20 protein-coding genes and 2 pseudogenes are annotated in these 26562 nt (G+C 60.8%); 9 read left to right on the top strand and 13 right to left on the bottom strand.

Features of this window, described 5'->3' with window-relative positions:
• Positions 1-100: 100 nt before the first annotated feature.
• The 3 genes from DEIPE_RS19975 to DEIPE_RS19965 all read left to right on the top strand — a co-directional run bounded on the left by DEIPE_RS19975 (position 101) and on the right by DEIPE_RS19965 (position 3532).
• Positions 101-1612 carry an ABC transporter substrate-binding protein gene (locus DEIPE_RS19975; RefSeq protein WP_015231369.1) on the top strand — a complete coding sequence of 504 codons (1512 nt, stop codon included), beginning with the start codon at positions 101-103 and terminating at the stop codon, positions 1610-1612.
• An 85-nt stretch (positions 1613-1697) separates the two neighbouring features.
• The gene (locus DEIPE_RS19970; protein WP_015231368.1) at positions 1698-2648 is read left to right on the top strand and encodes an ABC transporter permease; all 951 of its coding nucleotides are present in this window, start codon (positions 1698-1700) and stop codon (positions 2646-2648) included.
• A complete protein-coding gene (locus DEIPE_RS19965) occupies positions 2645-3532 on the top strand; it encodes an ABC transporter permease (RefSeq protein WP_015231367.1) in 888 nt (295 codons plus the stop codon). The genes DEIPE_RS19970 and DEIPE_RS19965 overlap by 4 nt, the downstream gene beginning before the upstream one ends.
• Before the next feature lie 130 nt (positions 3533-3662).
• Here the strand turns inward: DEIPE_RS19965 and DEIPE_RS19960 are convergent, their stop codons facing one another.
• A complete protein-coding gene (locus DEIPE_RS19960) occupies positions 3663-4937 on the bottom strand; it encodes an MFS transporter (RefSeq protein WP_015231366.1) in 1275 nt (424 codons plus the stop codon).
• 374 nt (positions 4938-5311) lie between these two features.
• On the opposite strand from DEIPE_RS19960, the gene DEIPE_RS19955 reads away from it, so the two are divergent.
• Positions 5312-6403 carry a M42 family metallopeptidase gene (locus tag DEIPE_RS19955; protein ID WP_015231365.1) on the top strand — a complete coding sequence of 364 codons (1092 nt, stop codon included), beginning with the start codon at positions 5312-5314 and terminating at the stop codon, positions 6401-6403.
• Positions 6404-6738: 335 nt separating this feature from the next.
• Here the strand turns inward: DEIPE_RS19955 and DEIPE_RS19950 are convergent, their stop codons facing one another.
• From DEIPE_RS19950 to DEIPE_RS19930, 4 genes and pseudogenes are all read right to left on the bottom strand, one after another.
• Positions 6739-7131, bottom strand: coding sequence for a hypothetical protein (locus DEIPE_RS19950; protein ID WP_015231364.1), 393 nt, complete (start codon positions 7129-7131; stop codon positions 6739-6741).
• Positions 7132-7172: 41 nt separating this feature from the next.
• On the bottom strand, positions 7173-8402 hold the full coding sequence (locus DEIPE_RS23405) for a S8 family peptidase (protein WP_217218500.1): 1230 nt from the start codon (positions 8400-8402) through the stop codon (positions 7173-7175).
• A 23-nt stretch (positions 8403-8425) separates the two neighbouring features.
• Positions 8426-9434, bottom strand: a protein-coding gene (locus DEIPE_RS24750) for an IS630 family transposase (RefSeq protein ID WP_217218499.1) whose coding sequence is annotated in 2 segments (ribosomal slippage) — positions 8426-8965 and positions 8967-9434 — 1008 coding nt in all. Because the reading frame shifts where the segments join, the coding sequence is not laid out codon by codon here.
• 286 nt (positions 9435-9720) lie between these two features.
• Positions 9721-10176: pseudogene (locus DEIPE_RS19930) on the bottom strand (transposase); the annotation flags it as partial.
• Positions 10177-10394: 218 nt separating this feature from the next.
• Between DEIPE_RS19930 and DEIPE_RS19925 the strand changes: the two are divergent.
• From DEIPE_RS19925 to DEIPE_RS19905, 4 genes are all read left to right on the top strand, one after another.
• Positions 10395-11987, top strand: coding sequence for a hypothetical protein (locus DEIPE_RS19925; protein ID WP_041231803.1), 1593 nt, complete (start codon positions 10395-10397; stop codon positions 11985-11987).
• Positions 11988-11999: 12 nt separating this feature from the next.
• Positions 12000-12386 carry a hypothetical protein gene (locus tag DEIPE_RS19920; protein WP_015231361.1) on the top strand — a complete coding sequence of 129 codons (387 nt, stop codon included), beginning with the start codon at positions 12000-12002 and terminating at the stop codon, positions 12384-12386.
• A gap of 443 nt (positions 12387-12829) precedes the next feature.
• Positions 12830-13273 (top strand): transposase family protein, encoded by a 444-nt coding sequence (locus DEIPE_RS19910; protein ID WP_052326843.1) that lies wholly within the window; start codon positions 12830-12832, stop codon positions 13271-13273.
• Between the two features lie 8 nt (positions 13274-13281).
• A complete protein-coding gene (locus DEIPE_RS19905; protein WP_052326842.1) occupies positions 13282-13623 on the top strand; it encodes a transposase family protein in 342 nt (113 codons plus the stop codon).
• 10 nt (positions 13624-13633) lie between these two features.
• On the opposite strand, the gene DEIPE_RS19900 is transcribed toward DEIPE_RS19905, so the two are convergent.
• From DEIPE_RS19900 to DEIPE_RS19875, 4 genes and pseudogenes are all read right to left on the bottom strand, one after another.
• Positions 13634-14734 carry an IS4 family transposase gene (locus tag DEIPE_RS19900; protein WP_015231360.1) on the bottom strand — a complete coding sequence of 367 codons (1101 nt, stop codon included), beginning with the start codon at positions 14732-14734 and terminating at the stop codon, positions 13634-13636.
• Between the two features lie 58 nt (positions 14735-14792).
• Positions 14793-16028: pseudogene (locus DEIPE_RS19895) on the bottom strand (IS3 family transposase).
• 172 nt (positions 16029-16200) lie between these two features.
• On the bottom strand, positions 16201-17046 hold the full coding sequence (locus tag DEIPE_RS19885; RefSeq protein WP_245557682.1) for an IS110 family RNA-guided transposase: 846 nt from the start codon (positions 17044-17046) through the stop codon (positions 16201-16203).
• A 1889-nt stretch (positions 17047-18935) separates the two neighbouring features.
• On the bottom strand, positions 18936-19268 hold the full coding sequence (locus DEIPE_RS19875) for a hypothetical protein (protein ID WP_041231800.1): 333 nt from the start codon (positions 19266-19268) through the stop codon (positions 18936-18938).
• A 182-nt stretch (positions 19269-19450) separates the two neighbouring features.
• Here DEIPE_RS19875 and DEIPE_RS19870 point away from each other — a divergent pair, with 182 nt between their 5' ends.
• On the top strand, positions 19451-19936 hold the full coding sequence (locus DEIPE_RS19870; RefSeq protein WP_015231357.1) for a hypothetical protein: 486 nt from the start codon (positions 19451-19453) through the stop codon (positions 19934-19936).
• Between the two features lie 409 nt (positions 19937-20345).
• On the opposite strand, the gene DEIPE_RS19865 is transcribed toward DEIPE_RS19870, so the two are convergent.
• The 4 genes from DEIPE_RS19865 to DEIPE_RS19855 form a co-directional block, all read right to left on the bottom strand.
• A complete protein-coding gene (locus DEIPE_RS19865; protein WP_041231799.1) occupies positions 20346-21317 on the bottom strand; it encodes an LPS-assembly lipoprotein LptE in 972 nt (323 codons plus the stop codon).
• 72 nt (positions 21318-21389) lie between these two features.
• The gene (locus tag DEIPE_RS25630; RefSeq protein ID WP_245557681.1) at positions 21390-22844 is read right to left on the bottom strand and encodes a Tn3 family transposase; all 1455 of its coding nucleotides are present in this window, start codon (positions 22842-22844) and stop codon (positions 21390-21392) included.
• A gap of 30 nt (positions 22845-22874) precedes the next feature.
• A complete protein-coding gene (locus DEIPE_RS25625; protein ID WP_245557680.1) occupies positions 22875-24404 on the bottom strand; it encodes a DUF4158 domain-containing protein in 1530 nt (509 codons plus the stop codon).
• 61 nt (positions 24405-24465) lie between these two features.
• Complete coding sequence (locus tag DEIPE_RS19855; protein WP_015231356.1) at positions 24466-26481, bottom strand: DUF4158 domain-containing protein; 2016 nt, start codon at positions 26479-26481, stop codon at positions 24466-24468.
• Positions 26482-26562 lie beyond the last annotated feature (81 nt).

The raw sequence follows: 26562 nt of genomic DNA, 5'->3' as shown, positions 1-26562 counted from the left end.
TGAGCCCAAATGTACACCACTTGAATACCACTATCCATCCCATTACACTTTTGAAGAACCATTCACAGCACACCCCCTCACCCCAGAACAGGAGGCACAGATGAAGTACCTCACCGTTTCACTTTTGTCCGCCACCCTCGGCCTCGGCGCCGCTTGCGCCCAGCCGGTCGATCGTGGTGGCACCCTGCAACTCGCCGTCGATCAGTCTCCCGTGGGTCTTGATCCGCACCTCGCTACGGCCTTCTCCACCTTCGCCATCACCGGGCAAGTGTACGAAGGCCTGCTCGAAGTCGATGCCAAGCTGAAACTTCGCCCGCTGCTGGCCAGCAAGCACATCAAAAGCGACGACGGCCTGACGTACACCTTCACCTTGCGTCAAGGCGTCAAATTTCATAACGGCAATCCGCTCACCGCGGAAGACGTGGTCTACACCATGGACCGCATCAAGGACCCCAAACTCGCCTCGCCGCTCGCCAGCCGCCTCAGCGCGGTGAAGGACATCAGGGCCAGCGGTCCGAACGAAGTGACGTTCGTCCTCAGCAAACCCTTCGCCCCGTTCCTCAGCGAAGTGGCCACCATCGGCATCGTCGACAAGGAGTACGTCAGCGGTGGCGGCGATCTGCAACGCAAAGCCGTCGGGACCGGCCCGTTCCGCCTGCAGGAGTGGGTCCCGGACACGTACGTGCAGCTGGAGAAGAATCCCAGCTACTGGGTGAAGAACCAGCCCTACCTCGACGCGCTCAAGTACAACATCGTCCCGGACGCCTCCACCCGTCAGCTCGGCTTGCAAAGCGGCACGTACCACTTCCTGCCCACCATTGACGCCAGTCTGGCCGTCAACCTCAAAAACACGCCCAGCGTGCAGCTGCTCAAATCCCAGGACCTCGCGTACAACCTGCTCGGGATGAACACCACCCGCAAACCCTTCAACGATCCGCGGGTCCGCGAAGCCCTCAATTACGCCGTCAACCGTCCTGAGCTGGTGGAAGCGGTGTATTTCGGTGACGCCGTTCCGGCCGGGCCGATTCCCGCCGCGCTGAATACCCTCGCCACGCCCACGAGCAACTTCGGCTGCTACAGTTACAATCCCGCGCGCGCCAGGCAACTGCTGCGTGACGCCGGCTACCCCAACGGCGTGAACTTCGACCTGCTGACATTCTCTACCATCAAAACCGTCGCGGACACCGCTCAGGTCCTGCAAGCCCAGCTCGCCAAAGCCGGCTTCAACGCGAAGATCGACGTGCAGGAATTCGGGAATTTCGTGCAGAACTGGCGAAACTCCAACTTCGATGCCTTCGTCTCCCTGAACGGTGGCAGCGTCGATCCGGACGGACACCTGTACCGCCACCTCATTTCCGGCGGCTCCACCAACGTCTTCAAGTACAGTGACGCCACCGTCGATAAGCTGCTCGAGCAGGGACGCACGTCGAGCAGCAGCGCCAACCGCCTGCGCACGTACGCGCAGCTGCAGAAGATTCTGGCGTGCCGTGGGCCCATCGCTTTCCTCGCGCACGGCACCCTCTACTCTGCCGCGCGTCAGAACGTGAAAGGCTTCACGCCCAACCCCACGCGGTCACTGTCCTCTTTCAAGACCACCTGGCTGGACCAGTAAGCACCCGGACCTGCGCCCGCGTCACGGACCGGGCGCATTTCGCAGGCTCTCCCAGGCGCCGACGCGCCGGAAATCACGAGTCGACATGCTGACTTACCTGATCAAACGCCTGCTGGATCTCCTGATCGTGCTGTTCGGCGTCTCCATCCTGGTCTTTTTGATGATCCGCCTGATTCCCGGAGACGCGGTGCAGATCATGCTGGGCGCGAATATCGAAGTCACGCCCGAACAGATCGCCCAACTGCGCGCCCGGCTCGGACTTGACCGTCCCATCCTGCTGCAGTACTGGAGTTGGCTGGGCAACGCGCTGCGCGGCGACCTCGGGGAGAGCGTCTGGACGGGCGCGCCGATCAGCCGGGAAATCCTGGGGCGTCTGCCCGTCACGCTGGAACTCACGCTGCTGCCGCTGCTGCTCGCAACGCTCCTCGCGGTGCCGCTGGGCATCCTGACGGCCGCGTGGCGCAACTCGACCCTCGAGCGCGTCATTCGCTTCGTCACGATCGCCGGCATCACCACCCCGGCCTTCTGGCTCGGCACACTCTTCATTTACATCGCTTTCGTGCTCGCTCCCGGTTGGCCGACCATCGGGTACGTCCCCTTCAGCCAGGATCCCCTCGGTCACTTCTCACGCCTGATCCTGCCCACCATCGCACTCGCCTTGCCAATGCTCGCCGGGCTGGTGCGCATCCTGCGGTCCTCGCTGCTGGAAGTGCTCGGGCAGGACTTCATCCGCACGGCGCGCTCCAAAGGCCTCCCGGAACGCCGGGTGCTGTACAAGCACGCGCTGCGCAACGCCCTGGTGCCGCTGCTGACCGTCCTGGGCATTCAGGCCGGGTACCTGTTCGGCGGCGCCATCGTGATCGAGCAGGTGTTCGCCATTCCCGGGTTCGGTCGTTTGATCGTCGGTGCGATCAACGAGCGCAATTACGCCCTGGTGCAGGGCGCCATCCTGGTGGTCACGGCAGGTTTCGTGGTGATCAACTTCTTCGTTGACTTGCTGTACTCGGTGGTGGATCCCCGGGTGGAGTACGCGTGAGCGCGCCGCAACCACACGTGCTCCCGGACCGCGCGCCCCGCCGTACATCACCCGGCCTGCTGGCGCGCGTGACGCGCAACCCGCTGGGACTGCTCGGCCTGCTGCTGACCCTGGGCGTGCTGCTGCTCGCCCTTGGCGCCCCCCTGCTCAGTCCGGTCGGGCCACTCGACCAGCAGATCCTCGAGCGCTTCAAGCCTCCCAGCGTCAGCCACCCGCTGGGCACCGACCAGTTCGGACGCGATACGCTCGCGCGCATCCTGTACGGGTACCGCGCTTCACTCAGCGTCGCGGTTGCCGCGGTGACCATCGCCCTGCTCGTCGGTGGCTCGCTCGGCGTGATCGCGGCGTTCATGGGAGGCTGGCTTGACCGGCTGATCATGCGGGTCATGGACGTCCTGCTCGCCTTCCCGGTGATTCTGCTGGCCATTGGCATCGTCGCGGTGCTCGGTCAGGGTCAGTTCAACACGGCCCTGGCGATTGGCGTGGTGTACATTCCCACCTTCGCCCGCTTGTTGCGTGGGCCCGCGCTGGTGCTCAAGGCAAGCGATTACGTCAGTGCCGCCCAGGCCCTCGGGGCTCGTGATGCCCGAATCATCTTCCGTCACATCCTGCCGAACATCACCGCGGTCGTGCTGGTCCAGACGTCCCTGGCGCTTTCCACCGCCATTCTGGTGGAAGCCTCGCTGTCCTTCCTCGGGCTGGGCACCCAACCGCCCCATCCCAGTCTGGGCTTGATGCTCTCCGAGTCACGCACGTTCCTGACCTTGCAGCCCTGGCCGGCCGTGTTCAGCGGACTGGCAATCCTGCTTGCTTCACTGGGTTTCAACCTGCTGGGCGACAGCCTGCGTGACATTCTCGATCCGCGCCTGCGCGGCCGCGACTGAGCTCCTGAAGGAGCCACGCTGTGGCTCCTTCGCTGGTGCGGGTCGGGCTTCCCCGGCCGGCGGACACCCAACATAAAACCAACCGGCTCCCACCCAACCAGGCGGCTCACTGCGCTCAGCACCGCACCCGTCAGGCGGGCTGCGCTTCGCTCGTCGCGTGACGTTTGTACTCCTGCTCGAGCTCCCACGCCGTCAGTTCCTGCCAGCGCCACCCCGCACCCGCCGCGATCGCGAGGGTCACCAGCCCACCAAACACCGTCGCGCGCACCACGCCCAGAAAGTGAGACGCCACGCCGCTCTCCAGCGCCCCGATCTCATTGCTGGTCCCGATGAACACCAGACTCACCGCGCCGACACGGCCGCGCATGTCATCCGGCGTGCGGGTCCGCACGATCGCCCGGCGAATCAGCATGTTCACGCCGTCGAAGGCGCCGCTGAATGCCAGCGCCAGCCACGACAGCCAGAACACGCGCGATACGGCGAACACGATCATCGCGACACCGAACAGCGCGACGCTCAGCACCAGCCAGCGGCCGGTGTGCCGCAACGGCGGAAAGCGCGTCATCCACAGCATCACCACGAGCGCCCCGACCGACGGTGCGGCCAGCAGTACCCCCAGGCCGCTCGGTCCGACCGCTAGGAGGTCCGTGGCGAAGATCGGCAGCAGCGCGATGGCCCCACCGAAGAGCACTGCGAGCAGATCGAGCGCCATCGACCCGAACAGCACCTGATCACGCACGACGAACCGCAAGCCTGCCCCGATGCTCGCGCGAACCCCATCCCGACCGGCAGGTGCGGCGGGCGGAATGCGCGGAATGCGCCACAACGCCAGCCACGACACGCCATACAGCGCGGCCATCAGCAGGTAGGTGCTGCTCGCCCCGAATTGCGCGAGGATCACCCCACCCAGGATCGGCCCGAGAATGCCCGCTGCCTGGCCGACACTGCCGAGCCACGCGGAGGCATTCACGTACGCGCCAGGCGGCACGATTCGCGTCTCGAAGGCGCTGGAGGCCGGATCGCCGAATCCACGCGCGAACCCCATCAGGATGACAAGCGCGAACAGCAGGACCACGCTCGTGGCAGAGCCAGAAAGCGAGAGTACCGCGAACGCCAGGCCGCTCAGGACCAACAGGGCGCGCGTGACGAGCAGGATACGGCGCCGGTCGAGCCGGTCGGCGTAATGTCCGCCGAGCAGCGCGAGACTCAGGGTGGGCAGGGCGGTGGCGAGCCCCAGCAGACCAAGTGCGAGCGCACTGCCCGTGAGCTGGTACACCTGGTACCCGATCACCACGGAGAAGGCCTGTCCGGCGAAGGACGCGCTGGCGGAAGACGCGATCAGCCGCTGGAAGTCCGCGAAACGAAGGGCCGCGAAGGCGTCAGGTGAGGCGGTGGGTGGGGTCATGGAAAGGAACCCCGGAAGTGTAGCGCAAGGGCGAAGCCCGAGCGTGCTCCGAAACGGTCAGGCGGAAACGTCGGCCCTGCACGCTGGGAATTTCGGGTGCGCAGCGAATTCGAGTTGCAGGCGTTCGGGTTGTACCCGGGCCGGGTACGTGATGGCGGGGCAGCCAGAATACACTTGCACCGGATTCGGTTTGGCACGCGTGGCTGCAGTACCTGCACGTAAAGCCACAACTGACGCAACGTTTCCCGGGTGGCTTTGCCGGACTACGACAGCAGCAGGTCGCGCAGCACGACGGCAGGAGAGCGTGCGCAACGCCACGCCCGCGGATGGTCCTGCGTCTTGACCCCGCGCTACCAAACGGAAATCATGGCGCCATGCTGACCCTCACGGAATTACGCGAACGCCTGCGGATCCTCTGCGACATCGACGCCATCTCCGGCGATGAACGCCCCATGCTGCGCTATCTGCGCCAGCAGCTTCAAGGTCGCGTGGATGACTTCAGCATCGACGTCGCCGGGAATGCCTACGCCGTGAAACGCGCTGCCGAACCCGGTCCGACGGTTCTGATCGCCGCGCACACGGACGAGATCGGTTTGATGGTCAAAAGCATCGAACCGGGCGGCTTCGTGCGCTTCGAGAAGATCGGCGGGGTGATTGACAGCCTGCTGCCCGCCCGGATGGTCCGGGTGAAAGGCGTGCAGGGCGTGATTGGCGTGAAAGCCGGGCACTATCAGACGGAACACGAACGCACGCAAGGACACACAGCCAGTAATCTGTACCTTGATTTGGGGTGTGCGAGTGCCGCGGAAGTCGCCGCACTCGGCGTGCGTGTCGGTGATCCGATCGCGTTCGTGAGTCCGCTGTTGGAAGTCGGCGCTCAGCAGCATCTGGTGGCGGGGAAAGCGGTGGATAACCGCGTGGGGTGCGCGTTGCTGCTGGAGCTGGCGTTGCGCTTCACTCCAGAGGCAGGGACGGTGGTGCTGGCCTTCACTTCCCAGGAGGAAGTCGGGCTGAAAGGCGCGAAACTCGCCGCGGAACGCTTTCGTCCGGACCTGGCGCTGGCGCTGGATACCATGCCGACCGGGGACACGCCGGACATGAGTGAGCACCGCGATCTGAACGTCCGCCTGGGAAGCGGGCCGGCGTTGCAGGTCATGGCAGGCGCGGGGGGCCGGGCGAACCTGCTGCATCCGGGCGTGAAGGATTTTCTGTTGAACGTCGCGCAGCAGCGGCAGGTGCCCCTACAGGTGTGCACCTTCAGTGGCGGGTCGAATGACTCGGCGTCGATGGCGTGGGCGGCGCTCGGCGTCGCGGCGGGCTCCTTGACGATTCCTCGGCGGTACTCGCACTCCCCGGTGGAACTGCTGGATTTGCGCGACGCGCTGGGCGCGCTGAGCATCCTGTCGGGCGTGCTGGAATGCTTGCCTGACCTGCCGGACTTCTCGTTTCTGGCCCGTGACACGTAGCAACTCCAGAAGTCACGTTAGGAAGACAGCATACATTTTAGCTCCTGCCCGACCTGCAATCACTGAGTTGCGTTCGTTGTTAGGGATATTTTGGAGTGCTTCCAAAATGGCCTCAGCCATACCGGCAACGTGACCCTGATAACACTGGCAGAGCGTCCGTTCGAACTCGTCACGGGGTGTGTCTGCTCCGTAGACGAGGCACAGTACGTGGACGGACGCACAACACAATTTCCTACTCATCAAAATTCAGAGCGCTCCCCGCAAGCATGAGGTTAGACACCCTCTTTTTCGCGCTAGGGAGCGCTCTTTCACCTATCCGGGAGAAGTATCTGAGTTTAGCGACAGGTATCAATTACTTTGATGTTGATGGATTTGCTTTGCACGACTTGTTGCGCAGCATTTAACATCTCGTAAGTTGCGGTAACATTTGAACCCTGCGGTAAGTCTTTGCACGAATTGCTGGTCAACCACTGGTAAACAAACTCACTGCTGTTCACGTCCTGTCGGGTTCCAGGATAGATCCGGTTGCCAATCTTGAACTGCGCTCCCACCACGTCTGCCTGGACGTTTGGATTTGCGACCTCCGAGACGAACAGGACACTATCCGCCGGGCGCACAATTGAAACTTGTTCCTCAGAGAAGGTCACCCTGTACGAGCCGGGCTCATAACTCGGGCGGCAGGCTGACAAAGTGAGGATTAAGCATCCAGCTAATACGATTCGTTTCATCTGCGGTCCACTCCTTCTACTAGGGGATAATCCGCACTCCATTAACAGTTTTTGTTATAAGTGCACAGATACCCATATCCGTAGGCCCACCATACAGCTTCTCCCACATCGATAAGGCCAGCACCGTTCACATTGCCATCTGTCGTATTCCGCTTGACTGTCTGATTCAGAATATCCAGAGCATTCTTTCGGCTCATATTCGGAAATCGCTGTTTCATCATAGCCATCGTTCCTGAAATGAAGGGGGCAGCGGCTGAGGTCCCGTTGTACGTCTCAACTGCGCCAGCTCGATCACTGCATCGGGTGGCTGTGGAATAGCATGAAGCCCAGCCCAGAGGGCTCGGACCAACGTTGAGCACTTCGGCGGGCGCCCAGATGTCAACAGCAGGGCCAAAATTGGAGTAAGAGGCTCTGGTGTTGTTCCATGTCGTAGCTCCAACCCCAATCACGGTTGGCCAAACTGCTGGCACCGGGTATAAAAACCATGGATATCTGTTGTTATCGGTATAACGATTGTCGTTTCCCATTGCTGCGACATTGATGACCCGAGCGTTGTCCGAGCGCTGCAGGGCAGCACCGAGGTAGGTGTTTGGGACTCCGGCTCCGCCAGGGGTTAAGGTGCTGAACGACATATTGATGACGTCGGCACCCCACGCTACGGCAGTGTCAACAGCCCAGCCTGCGTCATAGTAGCTGAGGAGATTGCCGACGCCACGACCAATCCGGAATAGGAATGGGGTAGCATCTGGGGCGATGCCTGATGTGCCGTAGTGGTTGTTCTGGGCAGCGAGTGCGACAGCCGCCGCACCATGTCCGTGCCAGGAAACGCCGTTAGCATTCACATCACCAGTACTGTCAGCTGATACGTCATAATCTCTCTGTCCGAAGTCATACTCGTACACGAAGCGCCAGCCTCCGTACGTGATGGGGTCGTAAGCAGTCATGTCCCAGTCCCGTGGAGTAAAGCCCGTGTCGATGATGGCCACATTCACGCCTGCACCTGAAGCGCCCGACTTCTCCCAAGCAGGGAGTACGTTCCCGGTGCTCGGACCATTCCACCAATCATTTTTTGGCTGCATAAATGAGGTGCTGGACGAGCGGTGTTCAAGCGCACTACCGCTGGCTGTGGCATGCATGACGTAGTTCACGCCGGTACTGACATCCACACCGTTCTCGTAGTCGAGCGCCAGGCTGTACAGGTTCGCCGTTGCTTGATCGGGAACTTCTACTTTCCCTTTGATGCCACGCTTGGCCAGCTTCTCGGCGAGCACGTCGAGAGCGACGGGTGGCGCTTTTATTGAACCCGGCATTGGTTGGAGGTCATCAGCTTGCTTGGCAGCTCTACGTAACGCACACGTTGCCATGCGGCAGCAAGCCTCGCCTTCAACTCCTTCACCGTTCTGGCGCAGAAGTTACCCAGCACGTTGCGTTTTACGTACGCCCACACCAACTCGATCGGGTTCAACTCAGGGGCATACGGCGGCAAATACACCAAGGATAGGCGCTCTTTGCTGTCCACGAACGCCTGAACCTGTTTGGCTCCGTGAATGCCTGCATTGTCCAGCACGACGATGACCTGACCTTTGACCTTGCTCAATAGGTGCGTGAAAAAGCGGATGACGTCACTGCTGCACATGGCGCCCTTCTTGGTGTTCTGGAAAAAGTGCCCTCCAGAGGTGATGGCTCCGATGGTGGAGAGCTTGTCCCAGTTCGCTGGTAACCGCACCAGGGGGGTTACACCTCGGGTGCTCCAAGTGCGTCGTCTCACCCCCTTCATTGCGAAGCCCACCTCGTCGAGGTAGACCAGTGTTGCGCCCTCAGCCACCTTTTTTTTCCAACTCCGGGTGGACTTGTTCCACCCAGGTCATGATCCGCTGATCGTTGCGCTCGACTGCACGCCCATCGGGTTTCTGTGGAGTGAACCCCAAGGCGTGCAGCAGTTTCCGGACATGGTCCCGGTGATACCAGACGTTCAGATTCCGGCCGATCAGTTCTCGCACGCGGGGCGTGGTCCAGGTGTCATCAGGAAAGCCATGCGCCAGCGGTCCTTCTCGCAGCAGTGTCCGCACCTGGTCGTGCTGCTCCTGGGTCAGGAAGGGTGTGCGTCCTTGGGCCACCGTGGCTTGAAGGGTACCGTTTTTCTTGAGGCGTTCCTTCCAGCTGGAGACGGTTTTGACCGAGACACCGAAGTGTTCAGCGATTTCTTTGTATGTGGCGGTGCTTGCTTGCAGCCATTCCAGGGCCGCCAGTCGTCGCTCTTCGAGCTGTACGCGGCTGTATTTGCTGGGTTGCCAACTGGCCATCCCCACAGCTTATCCCGCAAAGCTATGCCGGTATCAATAACGTTCAAATGAGCGGGTCTGCAAGTCGCGGCCCTTTGAGTCGCAGGACCTCTCGGATTTTGCGCATGCTGACTCGCTTTCGTGGCATACCTCAACTGTGGGGTTGAGAAGCCGGGAGTCTCGCATCGCCGGGTAGGGTGATCGGCACCGTTTTCGTGTATCGAATTGAACCAGTTTTGTGTATCGCTTTCGAGCGTCATCGCGTATCGACTTCGACCAGCTTCCTGTCTCGAAATCAGCCGAAATACGCAGCCAGCACGTGCGTGGCGTCGGTGCGCTGTTTGCCTCGCAGACGAAGTAGGCCCTGGTCACGCAAGCGGGTGAGCATTTTATCCAGCAGGACATGTTCGTGGCCACCAGCAATCAAGCGGGCTCTGAACTCAGTCAGGACGGTGTGGTCGAAGCCAGGGTCGGTGAGCTCCAGGCCGAGTGCGTACTTCCAGTCCACACGTGCACGGACTTGATGGGCGGCTTCGCGGTCGGTGAGGTGTTCGAGGAACTGAAAGACCGTGACCAGCGCGAGTCGCCATGGAGGCAGGGCGGGGTGCCCGAGGGGCGGGAACAGGGCCGCGAAGTCCTCGTCGGCGTAGAGGATACCGAGCTCGTCACGCATCTGGAGGTACAGGTGACCTTTGGGGAAGGCAGCGCGTGCAACACCGGCGGAATCTTCGGGGACAGCACCAATGGGCTCAGCCCGTAACATTCTTCAGTGTGCGCCCAAGCGCCTCACGCCCGCCTGAGGACTTCGCCAACGGAATCCGACAGTGACGTCAGGCCAAGTTGAGCAAGCTGATCGCCCTTAGCGCATACATAACACAGCTCTTCACGCGTTCTTAACGTGCGTGGTTTTGCCGGATGTGCGGCCCGCGTAGAAGTCCGACCGCTTAAAGTCCGGAAGAGGTGAATATGAGAATTAAATGTATGTTCTTGTTGACCGTCACCGCCCTTCTTGCTGGTTGTGGCCAACAAGTTCCGACCCCAGCATCGTCCATCGCGTCGGCCGCTTCGTCAGCGAGCGGCGCACCGACCGCGCAAATCGCGGTCATTCCGGTATTTCCTACCTCAACCAAGACAGGGTCTGCTCAGCAAGCCCTCTCCACGCAAAACAGCAGCGCCGTACAAACGGCGTTTGCTGACGCCAAAGCCGTCACGCCAGGCCAGCCCTGGAAGATCAAAGGGGCGAAGAGCCCCGGCAAAGGCGCGGACGGCTACACCCTGCCTTTCTACGACTTCTATGGCGTCAGCTTCGGCTACCTTACGTTCGCTGATCGCGACGGTCACACCAAACCGGCAGACTTGATTGCCACGGCTCAACGCGACACAACGGCTGACCCCAGTTCACCCGAAACATGGCAAGTCGGCACCCTCCTTACCGGCGCCAACACGTCCCGCTCGGTGATCGGCACCTTCGAACACGGCGTTCCCGTGCTCGACACCCTCTTCGGCGAAGCAGGCAAGGTCGCCGGATTCAAAATGGCTGAGGTCGATCAGTACGTCATGCCAACCGAGGGCATCTACTGGGCCAAGATGAAGGACGGCCGTTTTTACGACCTCAAGATGCGCGCGTACGTTTCGAGTGAGCAGGTGCAGGCCAAACGCACAGAGTACGACCTGATGGTGCAACGTTTCGTCGACAACCGCGAGCTCACGCGCGCCAAAGACGAGGACAAGTGGAAAAAGGCCAGTGCCGACAATTTCGTGCAGATTGCCGACGCCGGCACCGTGACGGCCACGGCCACCGCTCAAAGCAACAACACCGTCACGTCGCAGTCATACAGCTTCACTTGCGGCAGGCGCACCGCGCTGTTCTGGTCATGGGAAGCCTGCGACAATCAAGCCTCCACCTTCCGCGGCGACATGACCGAATACATGGACATGTCCAGGGCGTCTTACAAAGGTGACACGAAGACTTACACCAATCCGAATGGCTGGGGTGGGACGTTTATCGGAGGTTACTACTACGACGAGCAACGCAACCGCGCAGATGGCCAACCCGAGGGTTGCGGTCCTGTTTCGGTCGCGACGGTCCTGAAGTGGTACCGGGACATGAAGCCGTACGCCTGGAACCGCCTGCCGTACTACGCCAATCCCATGGATGCCGGAACAGATGGGTACACCAGCACCGTGGAGCAACTCGTCGTCGACATGCTCACTTGGGTTCCGGCCGGGGGTGGCGTGCGCAACACCGAGCACAAAGACTTCATTTATGGCGCAAACGCGTACCTCAATCGTCGCTCGCCCGCCTCGCTCCTTTCGTTCGGGGGCACGTACGGGCAACCCAGCCTGAATTGGGAAGCTCAGGCGGACATCTACAAGGATAAGTTCAGCAAGAACGAGCCGGTCATCATGATGCACGGCAGCAATGCGGTCAAGCACTTCGGCATCGTCCAGAAGTTCGAAAAAGGCAGTTGGACTGACCTGATGGTCTTCGTGCCGAGCTGGTACAACTCTTGGTTCAATCAATCCTCGACTTGGTACGCCTACCTGACCGGCGCCTATGCCGTGTATTATTGACAGGATGCTGACATGAAAAAGCTCTCCTTGCTCGCGTTCCTTTTCCCTGTACTGGCCGCTTGCGCCATTGGGAAATCGGAGGGGCCACCTGTAATGCGGATCGTTAACAGCAATCAACAGACGACCCAAAGCACGCGCGTCGCCCTGTACTTGAATGGTGTGCAGCAGCCTTCATTGGTGGTGCCCCCTCAGAAGAACGTTTTCAAGAACCTTCCGGCTGGGCAAGTCGCCTGCATCATTGTGGAGGAAACGACTTTAGGTTACCGCTTTACCGTGAAATCCCATCGTAACTCCACAGTTCCTTACGTCTTCGAATTGAATGCGGACGGACAGATGGTCACAGAGTTTTCTCAAGGCTATGAATTGAACGGTGCAACCCCAACCACCAGTTGCCCTTAACGGGCCGCGACTTGCAGACCCGCTCATTTGAACGTTAGTAGCGCTACTCACCTTTTCGGTATGGGGGAATTTGCCGTGCTGAACAGCTTTTTGTCGATTCCAGCTGCTTGACGCTAAACACACGACTTCGCACCTGGCCGTACAGTGCTGTTCAGACAGTTATTCCGAAAAGCCGCGCCGGGGGGCTGTTGGGTGGAACCAGACCAGCCCCACTGTGAGCGGTCGGCGTGTGAGGGAGAAGACAGGGCATGTCAGATACGCTCCTTCCCCTGGAAAACTTTGCCTGCCCCGCACCGCACTGTGACCTCCGAGGCCAACCAGGGCAAGGCAACCTGCGCGTTCGTAAGCTCTACTGTGACGGGCAGCGCCGCCTGCTGAAGTGCCGTGCTTGTGGCACTGAGTTCAGTAGACCTCTTGCGAAAGTGGAGGGTTAAGGTCATGGTGTGGAGCAAGACCGCCTGACCCGCACACTGAAGATGAACCGCAAGCAGTTCCGCCGACGCACCGGAATTTACCCCGAAACCTTCGCCGAGATGGAAGCGGTGCTCGCGGAACGGGAAGCACAAAAAAAGAAAGCTGGCCGCCCAGCCGCGCTCAGCGTGGCTGAACAACTTCTGATGACCCTGGAATTCTGGCGCGAGTACCGCACCTTCGCGCACCTCGGCGACGACTGGGGTGTCCACGAGACGACCGTGCACCGCACGGTGGAACGTGTCGAAGCGGCCCTGATCGCCAGTGAGCAGTTCCAGATGCCCAAAAAGCGCGTGTTTCAGGAGGCACAGACGGTCTACAGCATCGTGGTCGTGGACGCTTCTGAGGTGCCCTGCGAGCGGCCCAAAAAAAGCAGTGCTGCTGGTACAGCGGCAAGAAGAAGCAGCACACCCTGAAATTTCAGGTGCTGATGTGCACGGTGACTCATCGCATTCTGGGCACGGCCACGAGTGCCGGGGCAATTCATGACCTGAAGCTCTTTCGTCAGTCTGGAATGCGTTTTCCTCACGACACAACCCTGATTGGGGATGCAGGGTATCAGGGCCTCTGGAGAAGCCACGGGCACGCCATCACGACCCACAAGGCGACACGAGCGTCGCCCCTCTCTGCCGAACAGCGTCAAGAAAACCGTGTGCTGGCGCATACCCGCCAAGGGATAGAACACGTCATCCGCCGCATGAAGGTCTTTCGCGTGCTCAAGGGCATATATCGTGGATTTGCAAGGGTTTTGTGGAAGGTCAGTTGAGTCTGGCCCCTCAGTACCCCACATCTTGAGCTGAGTGCTGTATTGGAGCGGGAAAAGGTTGCATGACGAGGCTCAGGAGGATGGTTCGATCACTCGTTCCCCAGCGCAAAGCGGCAGCAAGGCGTTCCAAGCCGTACTTGACGAGACTCACCGCCCGGCGTCCGTGCTTTTTGCGCTTGATGGGCCGCTGCTCGTGGCACCATGTACCGATCCGCAAGCACCAAGCCATCGCCAGCGTCACTACGCCGACCAGCCGCTCCAACCGAGCGGGTTTGGTCATCGCACTCGCCTCAAGGTCGAACCCCCTCGATTTCTGCGCGCTGAAGGTGCTTTCTACCGACCACCTCAAGTGGTACACGCCTCTGGTCTCGTCGATTTTCAGGTCGGTGGCCAGGGCGAGCAGTTCACCCTCGGGCGTGCGCGTCACCACCAGTTGCATGACCTGACCGTAGATATTGGCTTTCTCCAGCAGGCCGACCACCTGTCCCGGCTCGACGTACGCCCATCCCTCATCGAGCCGCAAATCATCCACGCGGCTGTCGCCTCGAATGCGCAAACAGCGTTTCACACCCCGACGCCTGAGAAAGGCAAACCACTCCCGCCCCACGAACTCTCGATCAGCGACCAGAACGCGCCATTGCTTCGCAGGCAGCACCTTCAGCAGTCGAGCGACCAGACGCTCGCGTGTCCTGGTGTCGCTGCTGCCCCCATGGGGCAGGGCCGTCCACACCAGCGGTAATGTGAAGCCTTCAAGCACCACGCCGAGCACAAGGACGTTCAAGTCGGCTTCGCCGTACTCCCAGTTCGTACGGTCCATCGTCATGACGAGCTTGTCATCAGGGAGGAGCGGCAAGAGCAGCTTCAAAAAAACGTCCTGATCGAGCTGAGGGTCGTGTAGGCAGCGCTCGACGCGGCGCAGCTTGACTGAACTGCTGGCGTGTCCGGGCAGATGAAGTGCGAGCCGAGCGTGCTTGGTCGAACGCGCTTGGATCAGAGCGGTGACGACGTCGGCGAGGCGTTGCAGGGTGTCTCGGCGCAGAAAGGGCAAATGGTGTTTGAACACCTCGCCGAGCTTGGTAGGATCAGTCAGAGCGGCTTCTTGGAGCGACACACTCCCTTGATGCCGCTCTTTTTGCGTTTATGCCGCGATCAAATCGCCCTTCTGGACGTTACCCACTCCGAGTTGTGGGGTACTGAGGTCTGGCCCACTGTTCTTCGAATTTCTGAGGCGAAACGTACCCCAGGCTTGAATGACGGCGTTCACGGTTGTAGAAGGCTTCTACCCACTCGAATACCAGCGTTCTGGTCCACTGCCGGGTTCCCTGGGCTACATCCAAGTCGAGTTCCATCTTCAAGGTCGAGAAAAAGCTCTCCAGCGCGGCATTATCCCAGCACTCCCCCTTGCGACTCATACTCTGCACCGCATTCAGACGCTCCAGCACCTCCTGGTACGTCCCAGACGCATATTGCACCCCTTGGTCCGAATGATGCAGCATCCCTTCCCCCGGCTGCCGAGCCTGCTCCGCCAGCTCCAAGGCGGCCAATACCAGCTCGGTGTGCAACGTTTCCCGCATGGCCCACCGATGACCTTCCTGGAGAAGAGATCCATCACCACGGCCAGGTACAGCCAGCCCTCACGCGTCGGTAAATACGTGATGTCCGTGCACCACTTCTGATTCGGCGCCGCAGCCGTGAAGTCGCGCTCCAGCAGATTCTCGGCTACAGGATGGCGATGCTTGGAATTGGTCGTCGTGCGGAATTTTCGCTTACGCCGCACTTTGAGACCAGCGGACTTCATCAACCGGGTGACACGTGCCCGGCTGACATGCTTCCCCTGCTCCCGCAACTCGACTTGCACCCTGGGTGAACCGTACGTCTCTCGGCTCTGCCGGTGAATGCTGCTGATCGACTCGGTCAACGCCCGATCCTCGCGTGTACGGTCACTTTCTGGCCTTCCCCGCCAGGCGAAATAGCCACTCACGCTGACCTCCAGAACCCGGCACATCAGCTCCAGGGGAAACTGATCGCGGTGTTCCTGGATGAAGCGATAGATTAGCGGTTTTCCTTCGCGAAGAAGCGGGCAGGCGTCCTCATGGGCGTCCGTTCTGCCCAAGATAGGCCACGGCTTTTTTCAGGACATCACGTTCCTGCCGCGCAATCTCAAGCTCACGTTCGAGCTGGGCGATGCGGAGTTCCTGCGCGGAGCGGGCTGGAACGCCCCGGCCGGTGAAGCTGGGTTTCCCTGACGCTTCGCGCGCCTCGTGCTGTCGCTTCCAACGGACCAGCAGGTAATCGGCGATTCCCAGGTCGCGGGCGACCTCAGCGCAGCTCTTCCCGCTGCTGAGGACCAGCCGGACGGCTTCCTGCTTGAACTCCGCGCTGTGAGTGACACTTTGTCTTGGCATCTCAGTCCCCATTCTGGCTGAGACTTAACTCCCCCTCCACCAAACCCTAGCAAGACCAATCGACATCGATGTCGCCGGTTCGCTCTCCGGGTTCAGCTCATTGCCGCGCTCTGCAATCTTACCCGCGCCCGTCCTAAATGACTTTCGCAGATACTGTGTTTGCCTACGTGCGTCAAGGGCAGGGTGAGCTGGCCAGCTCACCCTGCCCTTGACGCACGTAGCCCTGAGCATAAGGAATCCCGGAGCGGAGTACTGCGAAGCAGATCCGCAGCAATTTGCGAGCAAGAGCAATCAAAGCGACCTTCTTCGGCTTTCCAGCCTTCACCAGACGACGGTAGAAGTCACCTTGCGGCGTCTGCATCCGTGACGCGCTCACCGCGCACATGTACAACCCGCGCCGCAAACGAGCATTGCCGATCTTTGAGATGCGGCTCTTCCCAACCATCGTGCCTGACTGCCTCAGGACGGGCGACAAACCCGCGAAAGCCGCCCACTGCCTGGAGTGCTCCATCTTGTCAAGGTGAGCTGTCTCCGTCAGCAGAATCGCCGCGGTCAGCCGGCCGACGCCGGGAACACTACAGAGCAGGGCAATTTGTTCGCGAATCCCGTCGATGCTGTCCGTACAGGTTCTGATCGCCGCATCAACGATGTGCAGCTGGAGGTCGAGGAGTGTGAGGCGCTCTTCTCCCAGGCTGGTGATGAAGGTGTCCGTGGTGTGGCGGTGGCAAAAGGCGTGTAAGCGGTTGCTTTCCAGCGTGCGGAGTTCGAGCAGGACGTCCCGCTCGTGCAGCAGGTCGCGCAGTTGCTGCACGTCCGCTGGCGTGGGGTGCCAGGGAGCCGGGTGCATGGTGGCGCCGTAGCGAGCGATGATCTCGGCATCCATGGTGTCGGTCTTGCCGCGCCTGAGGGTGCTTTTAGCGAAGAACTTGATTTGGGCGGGGTTGACGACGCATACGGTATAACCCTGGTCGTGAAGGGTGACGGCGACGCGCTCCCAGTACACGCCGGTGGCTTCCATGACCACTCGGCTGTCCTCAGGCGCCACGTGGAGACTGGCGAGCCAGGTGCGTGGCCTGCGGGTGTGTTTGGGTAGACCCGCGGTCGGTTGACTGTTTGCGGGTCGTTGGGCGTCTTGGTTTGGAGGAGTCTGGCGTGGAGTTCTTGCTTGCCGATGTCGATTCCGAGGACGTACATGGCACCCTCCTGGTGGTGTGGTCACGTACCGGTTCGTTCGGCATGATTTTGCATGCAGGCTTGGGAGCCTTTGGTACTGTTCTGCCTGAGCGAAGGGTCCCGAGCCAGCCAGGATTTGCGTAGCGACCTTGGGGGTCCAAGAAGTCTTCAGGCTTGTCGGCTCGGGAGGTCGTGACAAGCCGAGCATGCCTCTACCCGGCTCAACATGCAAAGAGGTCTAGTGAACGAAAAGGCACACCCCTGTGGAACACTCGGGCTACCGAAGACCAGTTGGTAAGCGCTGTGGAGCACTTGGGCGCCGGGAATGCCCTGAAGACCACCGCGAAGTTGACCAAACTGAGCCGCCCGACTGTCCGTCGTCTGGCAATCCTGACCGGGGTTCACGCCCAGGGCATTCATGACCAGCAGGCCAGAGACCTCCAGCTCAGCGCATGGCAGGCCGATGAGCGCTACGGCTTCGCTGAATGCAAGGATCAGCAGCTGTGGGAAGCGACTGTGATTGAGCCCAGGAGTAGGTTTCTCGTGCAAAGCGAGCTTGGTCAGCGGAACGAAGACCTCGGACGGAGGCTGCTGCTGGGTGCCCGGCAACGACTGGCTAACCCGCATGACCTGGTGCTGTTCACCGATGGCTGGGCCGTGTACGAGTCGCTGTTCCCGGAGGTGTTCGGGGTGCCGTACCGACCACCACGGAAGGGATCGTACGGGCGCTTCAAGAAGGTACGCTTCCGAGTGCCTCGTATTCCGAGTGCCTCGTACCCTTGCCCACATGCTGATCGTGAAACGGCGGGAAGGTCGACGGGTGGTGGAAGTACTCCAGCGCGTTGCTCACGGGAACTGGCCGAGGGTGAATGCGGAGGTCGAGAAGCTTGGGTACCAGACACCGAACATTTCGCCAGTGGAACGCCAGAACGGCACCGCCAGACGAATGAACGCCCACGAAGCCAGGAGGAGCCTAGCCTTTGCTCGTACGTGGTTGATGCGCCGAGCGCTGAGTCAGCTGTGCATGGGCATTTACAACTGGTGCAACGAACAGCGAGCACTGCGCATCAAGCTGCCGAGCCACAGGGACGGCGGCTGTATCAGCAGCGTACCCCTGCCATGGCGATTGGACTCAGCGCATTGGTGTGGTCAGTGGGTGACCTACTCCGCTTTCCGCTCTACCAGCGGTGATTGAGCTTCAGAGCAATGCTGGTCAGAAGCAAGGGCGTAAGGATCGGAGTTGTCGGTTCGAGACGGCCAGCTCCGGTTCTTTGGCAGACGATGAACCCCTGGCGTGCAGCACGCCTGGACTCACGAACAGCCCTTTCTCCGTCCAAAACACCTTGATCCGCTTGTTCTGAAAGTAGCCTGGCGTCGGGCGCAGAGGAATCATCCACAGGGAATCCTCGGGCAATGAATCGTCCACAACGCACCCGAAGATAATTGTCGAAGCGGCTGTTGGGCGAGAGACCCTCCCCCCGAACGGTAACGGCTTCAACGCGAAGTGCTCGGAGCGAGAAGGTGGAGTGAGTGGAAGGCGCACTCCAAGTTCGTATCACGGTCGTTCGAGGCCAGACCCACCAGGTGGCAGCGAGTACGAGCACAGTCAGCCCTATGCCAGAGGCGATCAGCAAAATGCGTACACCCAACACATCAATACTTTATTGTCAGCAACCGTTCAGCAGTTGCACACGTGAAGCACGGTGTGAATCAGCGCTCCCACACGCCGACCGCTCACAGTGGGGCTGGTCTGGTTCCACCCAACAGCCCATCCAGGTCACCTGTGACTACCAGCTTGACCCGCGCGGCGTACGCGTCTGTCCCTCCGTCCACACCTTCGACGGTGAACCACGCTCTCTGCCCGTCCGGCCAGACGAACGGTTCGTCGAGCGAGCAGTGTACCCCACGCCCATCCTTGATTTCCTGAAGCCGGACGTGCACCTCAAGACGAGCAGTGAGACCGAGGTCCCTCAAATACCCGTGCAGCTTGGCCTGCCCGACGTCACGAACCTGCCAGAAGGTGGGGAGGTCTGCACCGCCTGGGAAGACCATGAAGGACGTCGACACGCCCCATCTTCGCACCGATGGAGTTCTCCGCTCCCTCGGAATGCCCTTGTTCGCGACGCCTTACCTGCCAAGGACAACACGTAGGGCCGCGATGAATTCCTCGTAGACATCGGACAGTTCTTCGTCATCCCACCTGGAGATGTACTCGACTCTCTCTGTCGAAAGTGGTTTAAGGTGGGGGCATGAACGTCAAAGGTCTGGTTTTCGTAGCGCTACTCCTGGGGTCAGTTGCCACCGCGCAGACCGTGAACACCCAGGGGACCATCACCGGTGTGGATGTCCTCAATGAAGTTAATTGCCCGGAAAGCGTAACGCGCTTTCACAAGGTTCTCGTGCGGTGCGGCATCAGCACGCTACGCCAGCCCGACGTTGAGAAATTCATCATTCCGGTGCTGGCCCCAGCCGACGTAGCCTTCTACAGTTCCGCTGAAGCAAGCAGCCAGTGGAACGTCACGATATCAGAGTCGAAAACGTTCGTGATCTGGCACGATGCAGGTGCGGTCGTCACGCAAGGCTGCGTCCTTCCCGACGTGACTGGTCTTATTGCGCCGCTGTGCCGACCGAACATGAGGTACATCAGCCGTACACCAATGTCGCCTAGTCCCTGCTGGCCTGTTTCTTTGGGGGCAAAGCCTCCGAGAGAATGCCGCCCCGAAAACGAACGCTGAGCCTACCAAGTGCTTCTGCACCCCTGAGGGTGCATTGGATTTTTCATGCTTCAATTCAACACCCGTCATCGCGAAAACCTGGAAGTGGTCTAAAGGAAGGAAGGCTGTTCCGAACGGAGCCACCGATGAACGCCGGAGAATTCTATCGCCGGTACGCTCCCATCCTCACTCGCAGCGCGTTCCGTCACCCTCAACCGCAGTGCGCACCGCCAGCGGTACACCAGACGTCCAAGGCGAGCGTGGTACACGGCATGATGGGCGCAGCGAAAAGCGGACGAGACTGCCACGAGGAAGAAACTGGCGGGGTCTCCTTCTTCATGCCGGGGCAGTTTCGTGTACACAATGGTGTCCTGAAACGCGATAAGAAAACGCTCCGTACTCAAACGGAGCGTTTTTGTTCTTCGCCGTGTTATTGAACGGTGACCGCACCCGCACTTTGAACAGAGATATTCAGTTGCTCAGGCAGCAGGTGGCTTTTGGCCAGCGTGGAGTTCCTGGAATCGTACCCGTACGCGAAGACTAAAGCATTGTAGGTCGTGCCGGGAGTCAAAGCCGGACTGACGGTACTTGTAAAAGGCAATTTGGTTGCCTCACCGCTGACGCCAGTGCCGGCAATGCCTTGTCCGGTGGTCTGGTCATACACGCCACCAGCCACCCAGACAGCCCCGCTTGGCGCGGTAGCATTCAGGCTCACGCTTGTACTCGTCAGTGTTATCGATGGGTTCGTGACGCGGCCGAGTGTCTTGGTGGCGTCGATGCTGAAGGTCTTGGTGTACGCCTTACCACCAATGGTGGCGGTGGCACTGTACTGACCGGTCACTGGCACCGCATTGGCGTTCAACCCGGAGCCTCCGGTGGAAGCGAAGATTTTGCTGTCCAAAGCATTCCCGGCGTTGAAGCCGGTAGGACCAGTGATCACCGCTGGGGTGTCGGTGGTGACGGTCGTGCCGTCGGCATTGCGGAAGAACAGGCGGATGTACGTGCGCAGGTTAGGGCTGGTCGAGTCGTTGATTGTTCCACCACGCGCATCGAGGCCGTATGTGGCAATGTTGACGGTGGTGGATTTTCCGTCGATCGCCGCGGTGATGGTCACGGGAGTGGTGAGGTCCGTGAGGTGCCGTGCAGTGATCTTACCGTTTGCATCGACGCTCACCAGGGCCGGGTTGCTGGAGGCCCACGCAACGTTTTTGCCTGTGATGGTCGTCCCATTGGCATCTTTGGCGGTCGCCTGAAGTTGCAGGGTGGTGTCGGTTTGTACGGGTCCGTTGCCTGCGCCGCTGATACTCACGCTGTTGACCGTCGGTGCGGGAGGCGTTTGTCCTCCGCAGGCGGCGAGCAGGACGGTCAGGGGCAGAACTGTGAACAATGAGTTTTGGCGCATGAATCTCCTTTAAGGCCTGACGTCACTGTCGGCGGGATAAGTCACGTTAGGAAGGCGGGACACAATTGACACCTATGCTGTCCAGGTCATCCCCATTTCATCCAGGGCATCCGGATCACGCAAGGGGCGCATCACCCCCGCTGCAACGTCATCGGGCACCTCGAAGCGATACCGGCCCAGCATGTTGACGTGTGCAAACTTCAGCGGCGATAACCGTGCAACGTCCTCCTCGATCACGTCCTCACCAAGGCCCTCCAGCCACTCCAGGATCGCTGCGGTGTACCGGGTGTTCCACAAGACAATCGCGTTCACCACAAAGCCCAGTGCGCCCAGCACGTCTTCCTGCCCCTCCCGATACCGTTCCCGTACCTCCCCACGCCGACCGTGAAAGACCGCGCGGGCCAGGCTATGCCGGCTCTCTCCGCGATTCAGCTGCGTCTGGATACGGCGCCGGTAGCCTTCGTCATACAGGTAATTCAGCAGGTACAGCGTCTTCGAGATGCGCCCTAACTCCGCGACAGCTTTCCCCAATCCTGAAAGACTGCTGCCCCTCGACAGCACCCGCATCACGTCCGGCGCCTTCACTTTGCCCAGCTTCAACGACGCGGCCAGTCGCAGTAAATCCGGCCATTCCTGCGCAATCAGACCCATGTTGATGTGATGACGTGCTACCCCCTGAAGCTCGCCATAATCCGCTTCGCGGTCCATGCGCCAGTACCGCGTACCCTGCAAATCCGCCAGACGTGGCGAAAACCGGTAACCCAGCAGGTGAAACAACCCAAAGACGATATCGCTGTATCCCGCGGTGTCCGACATCAGCTCCTTGGGGTGCAGGGCGGTCTGGTGTTCCAGCAGGCCAGCCAGGATGTGCAGGGAGTCGCGCAACGTTCCGGGCACGACGATGCCATGAAAAGCCGTGAACTGGTCGCTGACGAAGGTGTAGTACGTGATGCCGCGCTGAGCACCGAAATACTTGCGGTTGAACCCAGCGTTCATCGTCTTGACCGGCACTACGAAGCGCAGTCCATCCGCGCTGGCCACGTCCCCACCACCCCAGCGGCCGGCCAGGGGCAGGTCCAGCTGCGCGTCCACGAGCTTCGCGTTGGCTCGCACCAACGTGTCAGCACGCAGGTAGTTCTGTTGCACCCACGATAGCCGCCCCAGATTGAGGTCCGGGTGATCCGGACGCATGACGGCTTTCAAGCCAATATTGCAGGCCTGCGCGACCAGCACCGCGCACAGACTGAGTGTCAGTCCCCTGGAAGGCTCTTTGCCATCTGCGCGGACAATCTCGTCAAGACAACCCGTCCAGGCATTCATTTCCAGCAGCAACTCGGCAATGTCGATGTCCGGCAGGCGCGCTTCCACCTGCGTTTGCAGCAGACGCAATGATGGCGCGTCCAGAAGTGCGGAAAGGGGCGTCAGGATCAGCGCGGATTGCCCGTCCACCTGTTCGATTCGCACCGCTGGATTCTCGTTCAGCCCAGCAGCAGTGGTCCTGAAGGCGGTATCGAGCTCACCGGCCAACCGATCAAGTTCCGGTTGAGCTTCCAGCGATCAGCCCAGGTCACGGGCGACGTCATCCTTCACCGCGTCCCACTCGGCGCCTTGCAGCAACTGGGCACGGGGATCACCGAAGCGCAGGCTCTTTGGGGCGAAGATACTTCGGCGCTTCAGCGCCAGGTGCAGTTGCCGTGCGGCGCACAGGACATACGCGCGGCGGTTCACGTCATCCCCTGGGAACACACTGGCCTTCCATGAAGCGGGCACGAACGTGCGCGGCGCTTTGTTCCAGTTGCGTCGCTTTGCCCCATCGGCTTTGGTCAGGAAGCGCAACGCGTCCAAAATAGGCTGGTCTCGGTCGACCCCGTCGAACTCGATGGTGGCGGCCAGCGGAATCAGGAATCGTCCCACTGTGGTCGCCGCGTGCAGCCAGGTTTCACTCTCTTCGTCATCCGCGTTGCTGGCGAGTTCTGACACCGAACCGACCGCTTCGGCCAGCTTGCCTTCGTCGATCAGCTTGAAGACCGCTGTGCGCAGTTGGCCATCGGGAACGGAGCGGTCCAGGATCAGCCGTGCGGCGTCACGCAGCAGCAAGGCAGCGGCGTCGAGGTCTTTCAGTGTACGGAGGCGCTCGTTCGTGCGTTTCCGTGCGACGGACAAGCCCTGTTGCTGCATCAAGGCTTCGAAGAGCTCCAGGGCATCATCGGTGGCGCGCCGTTCCAGATGCTGGGTAAAGGCGAGTAGGGTGGCGAGGCGACGGTCACGTCCGAAGTTGGCAATGGAAAAGGCAAACAGCGTCAGACCTTGTCGGGCCAGCACCGCAATGCGCGAGGCAGGCAGATCCGAGAGATCAATGCGGCTGACTCCCAGCGCCCGGATGGTGTGCAGGCGGTCGAGGGCGCCCAGCAGACCGGGAGCGGTGACGCGTGTCGGAGCAGCCCGCATCCGTTCGAGCGGGGTGAGTTTCTGTCCATCTGGAACGATGAGCAGGTCTTCGAGCGATTGGGCTTGCTGGTTGTTCAGTCGGGCGCTGAGTTTCCTGGACAGGGCCGTGGCGTTGCGCTGCCGGACTTTCTGGACCAGGCGTTCGAGGGTGGTGACGCCGGGCAACACCATGTGTCGGCGAGTGAGGTGCTGGGTGGCGAAGTCGAGCAGTTGAGCGGGCTTGTCGTCGGAGATCAGGTGACGGGCGAGCAGCAGGCGGGCAAGGCGAACCACTTCGTAGCCCTGAAACTCGCGGTACTGAAGGTGTTTGCGGATCTGGGCTTGGTGTTCGAAACGTGTTGGGCGGCGATCCAGGTACTGGCTGAGCACACTGGTATGTTTGAGGCCGAGCTGCCGGGCCAGGGTGCGAACGACAATGGCGGGGACGTCGACCGGATGTTCAAGGAAGGTACCGAGGAATTTGAGTGTGCAGAGCTGGATGGCGAAACCCAGCCGGGTATGGTCACGGCGGAGGTTAGCGATGACAGCGAGGTCTTTTGGGGTCAGGCGGAAGTAGTTGTAGAGCTGCTGGGGGGTGGGGTCGCCGTTGTATTTGCCGTAGGCGTCACGCTGGGCGCGCGTGAGGAAGGTGTCGGGCACAACGGAGCGTACCAAGAGCACTTCAGCTGACCGTAATTGTGTCCCGCCTTCCTAACGTGACTTATCCCGCCGACAGTGACGTCAGGCCGACCAGCACAGCATTCGCTTTCAGGAGTGCGTCCAGTCGCACGTAGTGCTGCTTGACGAACGACAGCCGTCCCAACGTCAACGCTGGAATATTCGAGCGGGCCACCGCTTTGAGCCCGATATTGCACGCCTCAGCCACCAACACCGCGCAAATACTGGTGGCAATATCCCCACGTCTCGGCGCGCCGTCCACCGCTTCGACCATGGCGTCGATGAACGGGGCGAACGAGTTAGTTTCCAGCAGCAGCTCGGACAGGTCGATGACCGGCAACCGGACATCTGTCTGGCGTTCCAACAACCGGTAGGACTCGGTGTCCGGCATTTTATCCAGTGGGGTGAGCACGACCACGTCGTGCTCAACACGAACAAAGGCGTTGTCTGGAAGACGTGCCAGCATCGCCCGATACGTGCCGTCCACTTCGGATGCGAGGGCCTGCACGTACACCTTGGGGTCGTCAGGAAGATCCAGGGCCCGCAGCACCTCACTCTTGGTGGCGTCCCAGGCTTCACCCTGCAACAGCTGCGAACGCGGATCGCCATACTTCCCGCTGCGGATCACGAAGACTTCCCGCCGTTTGAGTGCTTCGTGCAGTCCATGTGCAACGCAAAGCTGGTAGACCCGCTTGTCCGGGTCGCGCTGCCCGAACGGGAACACCACTGTTTCCCAGGCTTTGGGCACAAAGGACCGGGGCGCCCGGGACCATACTGGAGCAGCAGCTGACAGGAATTCAAGGGCATCCAGCAAGGGTTTCGTGCCTGCGGTCCCACCGAACTTCACGGCCTCGATCAAGGCGGGGAAGAACTGTCGGACGCTGTGCAGGGCGTACATCCAGCGTTCCGTGTCCTGATCGCTGACGTCACTGGCCAATTCCGTCACTCGGGCGATGGCCAGCGTAAGCTGATCGGCGCCGAAGGTGACTTTGAGGCGCTGCCGAAGCTGCCCTTCAGGGATTTCTTCGTTCAGCACGACCCGCATTGCGTCGCGTAACAGCAGGGCTGCCCCATCGAGGTCCTTGAGGTACCGCAGGCGTTCCTGGCGGCGTTTCCGTTCCCCTTTGAGGCCAAGGTCGTTCATGTGAGCATCGAAAATGTCGAGCACGTCGTCGGTGGCGTGAAGCTCCAGGTGCTGCAACGTCGCCAGCAGGATGGCGTAGCGACGTGGCATGGCCATGCGGGACAGTGTGGAGGTCCAGTGGATCAGGCCGTCTCGTTGCAGCACACCCAGCCGCCCAGATGGAAGGTCAGTCAGGTCGATGTCCGAGAGGCCAAGCTTGCGGATGGCCTGCAAGCGGTCGAGCGCGGTCCTGATGCCTTTCCCCGAGACAAGCGTGGGGCCGGCACGCAGTTTTTCGTATGGCGAGAAGCGTTCTTTGTGGGCCACGACCAGCAGGTCGTCGAGCGTACGTTGCTGGGCGGGCGTAAGCCGACGGGCGAGTTGCACGAAAGTTTGCTGGGTGACACGTTCGCGAACGGCAACGATCAGCTTGGCGAGGGTGGTGGCTCCGGGCAAAACAATCTTGCGCTGCACGAGCTTTTTGGTGACGTGGTCGAAGAGGACGATGGGGCGTTCGCTGCTGAGACGCAGGGTCGAGTAGAGCCAGCGTGTCAGATGCAGCCATTCGGTTCGGTCGAAGTCCTTGTACCCGAGTTCATCCTTGATTTTCGCCTGGTGATCGAAGCGGGTCGGCCGTCGTGACAGGTAACGCGGAAGAACCTGCCTGGGGTTGCTGATGCCCAGTTGCTGAGCAAGAACGTTGAGGACAACGTCCGGGACAGCGGTGGGATCGACAAGGAAGGTGCCCAGATGGAGGAGGGTGGCGCGCTGGACGGTGTAACCGAGCCGAGTGTGATCATGCCGGAAGTCATGCTTCAGCCTGGCCAGCTCGGCGTCTTGGAGGTGAAAGGGGTCGCCAAGGACCAGGGCTGTGAGGTTGGGAGCGTATTGTCCGTACCGCGCGAGGTGCATGTCTGAGAGGAACTCGAAAGGCATCGGCTACGGTAGCAGTGTCTGTGCCCCGGGATAAGCTTTCGCCTGGACAGCAAATGTGTCTTCGATTTCTAACGTGACTTC

The sequence above is a fragment of the Deinococcus peraridilitoris DSM 19664 genome, assembly GCF_000317835.1.
Taxonomy (GTDB): Bacteria; Deinococcota; Deinococci; order Deinococcales; family Deinococcaceae; genus Deinococcus_A; species Deinococcus_A peraridilitoris.
This window is presented reverse-complemented; position numbering and strand designations above follow the sequence as displayed.